General features: G+C 59.0%; 11 protein-coding genes. 8 read left to right on the top strand and 3 right to left on the bottom strand.

Features of this window, described 5'->3' with window-relative positions:
* Positions 1-236 precede the first annotated feature (236 nt).
* Positions 237-872, top strand: coding sequence for a thiol:disulfide interchange protein DsbA/DsbL (locus tag AC13DD_RS00290; RefSeq protein WP_273085080.1), 636 nt, complete (start codon positions 237-239; stop codon positions 870-872).
* A gap of 65 nt (positions 873-937) precedes the next feature.
* The gene (locus AC13DD_RS00285) at positions 938-1798 is read left to right on the top strand and encodes an endonuclease/exonuclease/phosphatase family protein (protein ID WP_062786030.1); all 861 of its coding nucleotides are present in this window, start codon (positions 938-940) and stop codon (positions 1796-1798) included.
* 64 nt (positions 1799-1862) lie between these two features.
* On the opposite strand, the gene rpmG is transcribed toward AC13DD_RS00285, so the two are convergent.
* The 3 genes from rpmG to radC all read right to left on the bottom strand — a co-directional run bounded on the left by rpmG (position 1863) and on the right by radC (position 3169).
* Positions 1863-2018 (bottom strand): 50S ribosomal protein L33, encoded by a 156-nt coding sequence (rpmG, locus tag AC13DD_RS00280; RefSeq protein WP_008173465.1) that lies wholly within the window; start codon positions 2016-2018, stop codon positions 1863-1865.
* An 11-nt stretch (positions 2019-2029) separates the two neighbouring features.
* Entirely contained in the window at positions 2030-2266 is a 237-nt protein-coding gene (gene rpmB / locus AC13DD_RS00275; protein WP_008173462.1) for a 50S ribosomal protein L28, read from the bottom strand.
* 228 nt (positions 2267-2494) lie between these two features.
* Complete coding sequence (gene radC, locus AC13DD_RS00270; protein WP_008173460.1) at positions 2495-3169, bottom strand: RadC family protein; 675 nt, start codon at positions 3167-3169, stop codon at positions 2495-2497.
* Between the two features lie 186 nt (positions 3170-3355).
* Between radC and coaBC the strand changes: the two genes are divergently transcribed.
* From coaBC to argE, 6 genes are all read left to right on the top strand, one after another.
* On the top strand, positions 3356-4555 hold the full coding sequence (gene coaBC / locus AC13DD_RS00265; protein ID WP_273083390.1) for a bifunctional phosphopantothenoylcysteine decarboxylase/phosphopantothenate--cysteine ligase CoaBC: 1200 nt from the start codon (positions 3356-3358) through the stop codon (positions 4553-4555).
* Between the two features lie 41 nt (positions 4556-4596).
* Positions 4597-5058: a dUTP diphosphatase gene (dut, locus tag AC13DD_RS00260; protein ID WP_008173456.1), complete on the top strand. Its 462-nt coding sequence runs from the start codon at positions 4597-4599 to the stop codon at positions 5056-5058.
* 95 nt (positions 5059-5153) lie between these two features.
* Positions 5154-7796: a phosphomannomutase/phosphoglucomutase gene (locus AC13DD_RS00255; protein WP_482902173.1), complete on the top strand. Its 2643-nt coding sequence runs from the start codon at positions 5154-5156 to the stop codon at positions 7794-7796.
* 57 nt (positions 7797-7853) lie between these two features.
* Positions 7854-8750, top strand: a complete 897-nt coding sequence (gene argB, locus AC13DD_RS00250; RefSeq protein ID WP_008173452.1) for an acetylglutamate kinase — start codon at positions 7854-7856, stop codon at positions 8748-8750.
* Positions 8751-8774: 24 nt separating this feature from the next.
* Complete coding sequence (locus AC13DD_RS00245) at positions 8775-10025, top strand: hypothetical protein (protein ID WP_053113169.1); 1251 nt, start codon at positions 8775-8777, stop codon at positions 10023-10025.
* Between the two features lie 26 nt (positions 10026-10051).
* Positions 10052-11221 (top strand): acetylornithine deacetylase, encoded by a 1170-nt coding sequence (gene argE / locus AC13DD_RS00240; protein ID WP_062786045.1) that lies wholly within the window; start codon positions 10052-10054, stop codon positions 11219-11221.
* Positions 11222-11519 lie beyond the last annotated feature (298 nt).

Genomic DNA, 11519 nt, shown 5'->3' with positions numbered 1-11519 from the left:
GTCCTGACGATTGCCTACTTCGACCGGTTGGGAGTGCCGAGACTCTCGTGAACCCTCAACGTCTCGAACCGCCCGGTGCGGACCCGCATGCCGGGTGGTGTGGGAGGGGTGGAGCCTCATGGCTCCCCCCTATCCCGATTTGTCTTTCGTTTCTGTAACTGCCGACCGGTGGAACTTTTCGGGTACGCTGGGTCATAATCCTCCCAAAACGACATAGAGATAACCGGAGATTTTTCATGTTTCGATCCTTCAGAACGGCCTTCCTGCTTCTTTTGGCGCTGTCTGTCACCGGCCTGGCCAACGCCGCAGAGTGGAAAGAAGGGGTTCATTACAACCGGTTGGACAACCCGGTACGTACCGACAGCGATTCCGGAGTCGAGGTAGCGGAAGTCTTCTGGTATGGCTGCCCCCACTGCTACCGGTTCAAGCCTCTGGTTGAAGAATGGGCGGCCAGCGCGCCTGACTACGTCAATTACGTGAAGATTCCCGCTGCCCTGGGGAGAAACTGGGAACCCCATGCTTACGCCTTCTATGCGCTTGAAGCGATGGGGGAGCTGGACAAGGTGCATGATGCCCTGTTTGATGCGCTTGCCGGCGAGCGTCGTCCGTTGAATACACCGGAAGCCCTTGCGGATTTCGTCGCGGAGTATGGGGTTGATCCGGATGAGTTTGTGAGCACCTATAAAAGCTTTGGTGTGAACGCCCGCATGCAAAAAGCCCAGTCGAAAATCCGCGGTGCGCGGATTACCGGAACTCCGACTATGCTGGTTAATGGCAAGTACACCGTTAGTGCATCTATGGCCGGCAGCCATGAGGCCGTTCTTGACGTGGTGGACTACCTGGTTGCCAAAGAGCGGGGCGACGTGGAGTAAGGAGCCCGGCCAGGGACGCAAGAGCCGAGTAAGACAAGCCGCCGGCCGGGTCGAGACCGCCCATTATGTACAAGCATATCCGAAAACAGTTGAATGGCATCCTGAAGCCGGCCGGCGGGCCAAGGGGTGCCTGCTCCGGGACCGAGCATGTGCCCGAGTTCGAGCCGCAACGACATATTCGCCTGCTCACCTTCAATATTCAGGTGGGGATCAACACCTCGTCCTACCGTCATTACCTCACACGAAGCTGGCAGCACATACTGCCTCACCGTAACCGTATCGAAAATCTGGATCGGATTGCCTCCCTGCTGCGCGGGTACGACGTGGTCGCTTTGCAGGAGTGCGATGGGGGCAGTCTGCGCAGCGGCTATATCAACCAGGTGCAATATCTGGCCGAAGCGGCCGGCATTCCCTACTGGTACCAGCAATTGAACCGGAATCTTGGTCAGATCGCCCAGCACAGCAATGGCCTGCTGAGCCGGTATCGGCCCCTTGACGTTACCGAACACAAGTTGCCGGGCCTGATTCCGGGCCGGGGCGCCATCATCGCCCGATACGGAACCGAGCATGATCCACTGGTGCTGGTGCTGATGCACCTTTCCCTTAGCAAGACGGCTCAGCAACGCCAGCTGGGTTACATCCGGGAGCTGATTGCCGACTACCGGCATGTGGTTCTGATGGGAGATATGAACGCCCATGCCGAACAGCTACTGACTCAGACGCCCCTCAGGGAAACCGATCTGGTGCCGCTACCGGATACCGCCCATAGCTTCCCCAGCTGGCGGCCGGAGAAAGCTTTGGATCATATCCTGGTAAGTCCTTCACTCGAGATCCGCCGGTCCGAGGTGGTGAGTTATCCGATGTCGGATCACCTGCCCATCGCCATGGATGTGGCGTTGCCGGAGGGCTACCTGGAGAAGTTCTGAGTAGCATCAAGTCAAAAAAAAGCCCGGCGCATTGGCCGGGCTTTTTTGGATGCCGGATCAGGAATTACTTGATCTTGGCTTCCTTGTACGCAACGTGCTTGCGGACAACCGGATCGTACTTTTTGATCTCGATTTTTTCCGGAGTGTTACGCTTGTTCTTCTTGGTCGTGTAGAAGTGACCAGTACCTGCTGATGAAACCAGCTTGATTTTCTCGCGCATGATGCGGCTCCTTAAAATTTCTCGCCGCGGGCACGAAGATCGGCCAGCACAGCGTCAATGCCTTTTTTGTCGATGATGCGCATGCCCTTGGTGGATACGCGCAGCTTCACGAAACGCTTCTCGGACTCAACCCAGAAACGATGGTTCTGCAGATTCGGCAGAAAACGACGACGAGTGTGGTTCATCGCGTGGGAAACGTTGTTACCGGATACCGGACGCTTACCGGTAACCTGACAAACTCTGGACATACTTGCCTCCGACCTGAGCAATGGTCTCAATAATACGAATTCGTTTTTAATGCGTCTCTGGTTGCTAAGGAGCTATTACGCCCCCATTCGCGCCTCTAAACTGAACGCTGCTCGCCAGACGCCGCCAGAAAGGGACGCTTTTATACCAGAACTCACCCCCCAACGCAAAAAATTGTTGGGAATTTGGCCAGTTTTCCGGCATTGACGTGCACGGTTAACCATCGGGCTTTACAGCAGACCCCGTTCAGCGAGAGATACTACCTCACCATGGCCAACAACCATATGGTCAAGAACCCTGATATCCACCAGTCCGAGGGCCTCTTTCAAGCGGCGGGTGAGGGAAATGTCGGCCTGGCTCGGTTCGGCGACGCCCGACGGGTGGTTGTGAGCGAAAATCACCGCTGCTGCATTGTCCTCCAGAGCCTGTCGCACCACTTCCCGCGGATAGACGGCCGCGCCATCGATGGTGCCCCGGAACAACTCACGGTATTGAATAACGCGATGGCGATTGTCCAGAAACAGGCCTGCGAAAACCTCGTGCGGGTAGGTGCCGAGCCGACTGGTAAGAAAGCGGCGGGTATCTTCGGGAGAGCGCAGGGGATCACCCTGGCGCAATGGTTCATCCATGACCCGGCGCGCCATTTCCATGGCCGCCTGAACCTGGGCGTATTTGGCGGTTCCCAGACCTTTGACATCGCAGAACTGGCGACGGGAAGCCGTCAGCAACCCCCGAAGCCCGGAAAACTCCTCAATCAGGTGGCGAGCCAATGCCATGACCGGCATGCCGGTGGTGCCGGTGCGTAAAAACAGGGCGAGCAGTTCGGCGTCGGAGAGGGTTTGCGGTCCGTGGGCGAGCAGGCGTTCCCGTGGACGTTCGTCCGTGGGCCAGGCGGGGTCTGACATCGTGGCTTCCTTGCATTGGTTGTCTCCTGCCCTGGTGCTTCCTGCACCGCGACGGGCATCTCAGGGTTACAAAGGTTACTTTAAAAACTAACAATCGGTAAACGTATGCCGGGTCTGGCAGGCTGTCGCTGCGGCCTGAGCATGCTATCTTATAAGCCTTTCATTTTATGCGGAAACGGAGCCCCTATGGCCGCCAGACGAATCCTCCTGGGAGTAACCGGTGGTATCGCTGCCTATAAAAGTGCCGAGCTGGTTCGCCAGTTAAAGAAAGCGGGCCATGAGGTGAGGGTTGTTATGACCCGCGGGGCGGAAGCGTTCGTGGCACCACTGACCTTTCAGGCCCTCAGTGGCGAGCCCGTGAGGACGTCCTTGCTGGACCCTGAGGCGGAAGCTGGTATGGGGCATATTGAACTGGCCAAGTGGGCTGATCAGTTGGTCGTTGCGCCGGCGTCGGCCGATTTTATCGCCCGCCTTGCCCAGGGGATGGCCGACGATCTGTTAACCACCGTTTGTTGTGCAACCGAGGCGCCCATTGCCGTGGTGCCTGCGATGAATCAGGCAATGTGGAGCAATGGCCGTACCCAGAGAAATATCCGGCTGCTTGAAGAGGATCCCCAGATCGAATTATGGGGGCCGGCTCAGGGAGCGCAGGCCTGTGGTGATACCGGGCCAGGGAGAATGTTGGAGCCGGAGGACATTGTTGCGCTTGTCGATCACGGTCGCACAGGCGTGCTCGCTGGCAAGACGGTCGTGATTACTGCAGGCCCGACCCGAGAGCCTATCGACCCGGTGCGCTATATAAGCAATCACAGCTCCGGGAAAATGGGTTATGCCCTGGCCAGCGAGGCGCAGAAGGCAGGTGCCCGGGTGATTCTGGTCAGTGGTCCGGTAGCGCTTTCCGCGCCTAACGGTGTCGAGGTTCGTCCGGTGTTAACGGCCGAGGACATGTTGCAGGAAGCCTCAAACGCCGTGGATGAGGGCTGTGACCTGTTTATTGCGACAGCTGCGGTCGCCGATTACCGTCCGGAAACCTGTGCCGGAGACAAGATCAAGAAGTCCAGTGACGCCATGGCGCTCTCGCTGGTGCGCAATCCCGACACCCTGGCTACCATAGCCGGCCGCGACGATGCGCCTTTTAGCGTAGGTTTCGCGGCCGAAACCACCGATGTGGCGAGCTACGCCACCGACAAAATGCAACGCAAGAAACTGAACATGATCGTGGCCAACGATGTGTCTACGCCCGGGCTGGGCTTTAACAGCGACAACAATGCGGTGACCGTATTCTGGCCGGGTGGCCAGACGTCGATCGGTCCCGACAGCAAAACGAACATTGCCCGACAGCTTGTGGCGATGATAGGTGAACATCTTGGTCAGGCCGCCCGCTGACTCAGCGAAGCGCACCTGCACTACAATCGACAGGACCCCTCATGAGCAGGAAAAATCTTCAGGTACGTATTCTGGATGATCGCATTGGCAGCCAGATTCCCTTTCCCGAGTATGCCACCGAAGGCTCCGCAGGCCTTGATCTTCGGGCCTGTCTGGACGAGCCGCTGACCCTCGAGCCGGGCGATACCCAACTGATCAGGACAGGGTTGTCGATCCACATTGCCGATCCATCGCTGGCGGCCATGATCCTGCCCCGAAGCGGGCTCGGCCACAAGCACGGTATAGTGCTTGGCAACCTGGTGGGCTTGATTGATTCGGATTACCAGGGCGAGTTAATGGTGTCCTGCTGGAACCGGGGGCGCACCAGCTTTACCGTGGATGTGGGGGAGCGTCTGGCACAGTTGGTGCTGGTACCCGTTGTGCAGGCTGATTTTGAGGTGGTTTCGGAATTCGACGCCAGCGCCCGCGGTGAAGGCGGCTTTGGCTCCACCGGCACAAGGTGACCGGGAAGCCGGCCACGCAGAACATTGTGCCGGCGTCTATACTTTGCGGATAACTGCTTGTCCAGGACGATAAAATTACAACTGCAGGATGGACTATGAAGCTGGGTAAAAAGAAAGATGCCGACGCGTCCGTTGATGAAAAGCCGGCGAAGAAGGCGGTGAAGAAGGAAAAAACCAGTTCTTCGGGACCCAAACTGAAGAGACTCAATTCCGTGGCGGTGAGCCAGTCGCTGGTCGTGGTCCTTGCGGGGGTGATTGCCGTTGCCTTGCTTCATTTTCTGGTGGTTCAGCCGTCTGCAAAGGAACGCTTCGAGTCATTGAAAGTTCTGGAAGCGGATGCCGCCGCCCTTCGACTGAACCAGTATTTTGACCAGGTCCAGAAAAGCGTCAATGGTCTGGCGACGCAGCCCCATGTCGTTCAGGCCCTGAGCAGCCGGAACGAGATTCCGGCGACCGAGGTGCAGCTGGCGGATTCACTGCCCGGCATCGAGGCGGTGCATCTGTTTCCCTACCGTGACATTCCACGCACCTCCAGCAGTGAGGGCCTGCTGGGCTTCTCCGGGCTTGAGCTGGCCCGGCGCGCTGAAACCGGCCAGCGACTGTTTCCCGACGCGTTTCCACGGGATAACCGGTGGTTTGTCCAGATGGCAGCCCCGGTTCGCAATCCGACCAGCAATGCGGTCATCGGCAGCCTGCTGATTATCTTCGACTCCGGCCAGATCCAGCCGTTGCTGCAAGTGGTCAACTCCAGCCTCGGTGGTCAGCTCGCGCTGGTGCAGACCGTGTCCGGTTCATCCCGCACCGTGGTCAGTAACGCCAGCGGCTCCGGAAACGCGGAATCCCGCCGGCTTTCCAATCCGGACTGGACCGTAGCCTACACCCCTGCAAAATCGTCCGCAGCGCCGGTTGATACGGTAATGATCGCGCTTCTGGTCGGCGTGCCCGCGTTGATCGCTGCCATCATCGTCTGGGTACTGCTGGGCGGGGCCCAGAAGGGCTTGCGTCAGGATGTGACGGCCCTGATCCAGTGGGCGCACAAGGTGTTCGGCGGAGAGCGGGTAAAGCTGCCGACCTTCCGTTGGGATATGGTCGCCTCAACCGGTGAGGTGCTCTACCGTTTGTCACAGGTGGTTGATAAACGGGTCGCCAAGGCTGTAGAAACCGCCAAACCCAGGCCGGCCGGTTCCGGAAAGTCTGGCGGTGGTGCCGCCAAGGGCGGCGATGAGCCTTTGTTCCAGGACAAGGACATGCCCGATATCGACATGCTTGATGGCGATGAGGACGTTCTGGGCTTCGGCAGCGGCGATGATACCGTCTTTGGTTCCGGCGACACTCCGGACGTGGAAGAGGTGGCCCTGCCTCAAGTGGAGCTTTCCCAGGATATTTTCCGGGCCTATGACATTCGGGGTATTGTCGGCGAAACCCTGACCGCCGAGGGCGTTGAAGTCATCGGTCGGGCCATCGGTTCGGAGGCCCGGGAGCGCGGTGTCGACAGCCTTTGCATTGGTTATGACGGCCGCCATTCCAGCCCGGATTTGGCCGATGCCCTGGCACGCGGTGTCATGGCAGCCGGGTGCAACGTTATTCACGTGGGTGCCGTGCCCACACCGGTCCTCTATTTTGCCACCCACGAACTCCAGACTGGCTCTGGCGTTATGGTGACCGGCAGTCACAACCCGGCCAACTATAACGGCCTGAAAATCATGTTGGGTGGCGAAACCCTTTCAGGTGAGGCCATCCAGAAACTGTATCAGCGCATCCAGACCGGAGATTTTGCCAGCGGTCGGGGCAGCCAGAGCACCGAGGATGTGCGCCGTGCTTACCTGGACAGGATTGTTGGCGATATTGCGGTAGCGGCACCGCTCAAGGTGGTCGTCGATGCCGGCAATGGCATTGCCGGGGAGCTGGCACCCATGCTGATCGAGGAGCTGGGCTGCGAAGTGATTCCGCTCTACTGCGAGGTGGACGGTGACTTCCCGAATCACCATCCCGACCCAGGTAAGCCAGCGAATCTGGCGGATCTGATTGCCCGGGTTGAATCGGAAGGGGCCGATATCGGTTTGGCCTTCGACGGCGATGGTGACCGTCTCGGTGTAGTAACCAATTCCGGCAAGATTATCTGGCCGGACCGGCTGATGATGCTGTTCGCCCGGGATGTGGTTTCACGTAATCCGGGGGCTGATGTCCTTTACGATGTGAAGTGCAGCCGCAGGCTGGCCGGGGTGATTTCAGAAGCCGGGGGCCGACCGATCATGTGGAAAACCGGTCATTCCCTGATGAAGGCAAAAATGAAAGAGACTGGCGCTTTGCTGGCCGGGGAAATGAGTGGTCATATTTTCTTTGGCGAGCGCTGGTACGGGTTTGATGACGGTCTGTATTCTGCGGCCCGCCTGCTGGAAATTCTGGGCATTGAGGATCGTCACAGCGATGAAGTTTTCGAGGATTTCCCGGATGACATCAGTACGCCAGAGCTGAATGTCGAAGTGACGGAAAGTTCCAAGTTCGACATTATCAAACGCCTCGGCGAGTCCGGGGATTTCGGTGACGGCAATATCAGCACCATCGACGGCATCCGGGTGGACTACGCCGACGGCTGGGGGCTGTGCCGGGCATCAAACACCACGCCGGTGCTGGTCTTACGCTTTGAAGCGGAGACCGACGAGGCGCTGGAGCGTATCAAGTCTGTGTTCCGTGACCAGCTGCAGAAGGCAGCGCCGGATCTGGTGGCGGATTTCTGATTCGCAGTCACCGAGTTTCACAGGCAAGTTTCAATACAGGATCAACAAGGCAAAAACATGGCGCTGGATCGTGAAACAGCAATGCAGGTAGCTTCGGTACTTAGCCGGGGCCTGCCTTATATTCAGAGATTTACCGGCAAGACCGTGGTCATCAAGTACGGCGGTAACGCCATGGAAAACGAAGACCTGAAGAGCAGTTTTGCCCGCGATGTGGTGCTGATGAAACTTGTAGGCATCAACCCGATCGTTGTCCATGGCGGTGGCCCGCAGATCGGCGAGCTGCTGGAGCGTTTGAACATCCAGTCCCGATTCGTCAACGGCATGCGGGTAACCGATTCCGAAACCATGGATGTGGTGGAGATGGTGCTTGGTGGTCAGGTGAACAAGGAAATCGTGTCCCTGATTAATTCTCACGGTGGCATGGCCGTTGGGCTCACGGGGAAAGACGCCAATCTGATACGAGCCCGCAAGCTGGAGGTGGTCGACCGCTCTCCCGAACTGGAACGCCCGGAGATTATCGACATCGGCCATGTGGGCGAGGTCGCCAGTGTCAACGTGGATGTGATTGAGATGCTTACCCGCAGCAACCTGATTCCCGTGATTGCACCGATTGGCGTGGGACCGGATGGCGCCTCCTACAACATCAATGCGGATCTGGTGGCGGGTAAGGTGGCCGAGGCCATGAAGGCCGAGAAGCTGATGCTGCTGACCAACGTCTCCGGTCTCAAGAGCAAGGAAGACAAGGTGCTTACCGGGCTCACGGCCAAGCAGGTCAATGATCTCATCGAGGACGGCACCATTCATGGTGGCATGCTCCCCAAGATCCGTTGTGCACTGAGTGCCGTCGAAAATGGCGTGCGCACGTCCCATATTATCGACGGCAGGGTCGCTCATGCGTGTCTGTTGGAGATCTTCACTGATGAGGGTGTCGGCACCCTGATTTCCCGTAACTGACGGCACCCGACAAGGAGTCTCCGGATGAAGCGCCTGCTTGCGACGCTGGTAATACTGGTTCTGGTCGGCTTTGCCGCATTCAAGGCGGGGGTCTGGTGGCTGGCGGATCAGCGCATGGCCGAGGCGAGACAGGCGCTGGAGCCCCACGGTGTTCTGCACAGGGGCAGCATCAGTTCCGGCGTCGAGGGCCGGTTGGTTCTCAACGACGCCAGCTGGCAGGATTTCGAGCTCACCCAGCCTCTGGACATGGCGAGGGTGGAGCTTGATACCGGCTCACCTGTCAGCTTGCTCTCTGTCCTGTTCGACCCGGCTGGCATGCCGGAACAATGGACCTTGCGACTCGACGGCCTTGGCCTGACCCTCGACCCGACAATGCTTCGTAACTGGGTTACTGCAGAAGGCGCCAACAGCGAGGGCGATCCGGCCTTGTTTGCGCTTTCCTGCGCGCCAGATCCGCGCCAACAGCTGGGTAGTGGTGACCTGATCCGCATGGGCATCACAGCACTCGCCGGGGATGGCTTTGTGCGACAGACTCCGGGCAATCTCCATGCTGAGTTGAATACCGTCAGCACCGGCAGTCTGGAGCTGGACTGGCGTGATGCCCGAATCCGGATCCAGGATGCCGAGCTGACCGTTTCCGGTGGCGCCGAGCCGATGACGCTGACCTTGCGTGATGGTGGCCTGATGCGTCGCATCGCCGCCTATTGCGCCCGCGAAGCCGGTATCGAAACCGGAGAATGGGCCGGGCGCGCAGTGCAGGCGCTGTCTGCCGGGCTTGAGGCCCGGGGCCTGGCCGCCAGTGACCAGCTGAAAGCGTTGTACCGGCAGTGGCTGCTGGAGGGCGGTGAGCTCACGGTAGATGTGCAGCCGGCCCAGCCTCTGCTCGGAGTGCCTGTAAGAACGGCTGAAAACGAGGGTGCGGGCATGAGCTGGCCAGTTCGTTACAACGGTGCAGGCGTGCCGGACGTCTATCTGGCCGAGGCCGAGCCGGTTGTTCAGGAAACACCAGAGGTGGCCGTCGAGCCGGTGGTGCCACGGGAGGATCCTGAGACCGAAACCTGGTATCCGGCGAGTCTTGAAACCGCCGAACAATGGGTTGACCGGCAGGTCCGGGTAACGCTTTCCAACGAGAACGTGGTGGAAGGGCGTCTGGTGAGCGTCAGCGAACGCGAGCTGGAAGTGGCCCGGGTTATCGCTGGCGGTGAAGTTGCCTACCCGATGTTGATCCGGGCGATTACCAACTTTGAAGTCTGGCGGCGTGGCCGTGCACAATGATTCCAATGGGAATCTGAGAGGAAACTATGTCGCAGTCCGATAGCAAATCCGCAGTGGTGCCGGGCATTCGTGACATGCTTGCCCGTCTGATATCTCTGCCCTCAATCAGCAGCGCGTCGGCAAAATGGGATCATAGTAACGAGCCTGTGGTGCGAACCCTGGCAGAATGGCTCGAAGCCCTCGGGTTTTCCGTGGAAATCCTGGAAGTGCCGGGCATGCCCGGAAAATTCAACCTGATCGGAACCCTTGGCAGCGGCCCGGGCGGTCTTGTGTTGTCCGGCCATACCGATACAGTGCCCTTTGATGACAAACGCTGGCAGAGCGACCCCTTTACCCTGACCGAGCGGGACAATCGCTGGTACGGGCTGGGTACCTGCGACATGAAAGGCTTTTTCCCGTTGGCCATTGAAGCAGCCAGGGCCTTTGTGGACGAGGATCTCAAGCAGCCCCTGATCATACTGGCCACCGCCGACGAAGAGAGCTCCATGGATGGCGCCCGGGCCCTGGCAGAAGCTGGCAAGCCCAAGGCCCGCTACGCGGTCATCGGCGAGCCAACCAGCCTGAAACCGGTGCGCATGCACAAGGGCATCATGATGGAGCGCCTGAAATTCGAGGGCCAGTCCGGTCATTCCTCCAATCCGGCCTTGGGCCGCAACGCCATGGAAGGAATGCACGAAGCGCTCACCGAGTTGCTGGCACTCCGGTCAGGCTGGCAGGAAAAGTACCGGAACCCGAACTTCGAGGTACAGTTTCCAACCCTGAACCTTGGCTGCATCCACGGTGGTGACAATCCAAACCGTATCTGTGCCCAGTGCGAGCTGCACTTTGATCTGCGCCCGTTGCCGGGCATGAACATGGAAACCCTGCGCCAGGCCATCCTGAGCAAGGTTCAGCCGATCGCGGACCGCCGGGAACTGTCCCTGGAATTCGAGCCGCTCTTTGATGGCGTGCCACCGTTCGAAACTCCGGCCGATGCCGCTCTGGTCAAAGCCTGTGAGAAACTGACGGGCCATACCGCCCACGCGGTTGCTTTCGCCACGGAAGCGCCCTGGCTCCAGAAGCTTGGCCTGGAGACTCTTGTTATGGGTCCCGGATCCATCGATCAGGCGCACCAGCCCGATGAATTTATAGAGCTGTCCCAGCTTGATCCAACCGTTAAAGTACTGCGAGGGCTGATCCGACAGTTCTGTCTCTGAGTGTGGCGCAGGCACTTCCGACGCCTGCGGAGAGTCCTGGCGGGGAGGGTGTGGCAAAAGCGTGGAGCGCGAGGGATGGCGCGACCGAGCTCTACAGGGACGTATTTACGGGCGTGTTTTGGGACACCCTCCTCGACAGGACTCGGCAACCTCCTCAAGATAAAGTAGCTGCCTTTAGAACATAACGAGAGAGCAGGAGAAAGGTTTGAAATCAAACGACTGCCTCCATGCATTCCGCCATTCATCCCCTTACATCAACGCCGATCGCGGCCGGACGGTGGTATTGACCATTCCGGGC

The organism is Marinobacter sp. L-13 (genome assembly GCF_056857715.1).
This window is presented reverse-complemented; position numbering and strand designations above follow the sequence as displayed.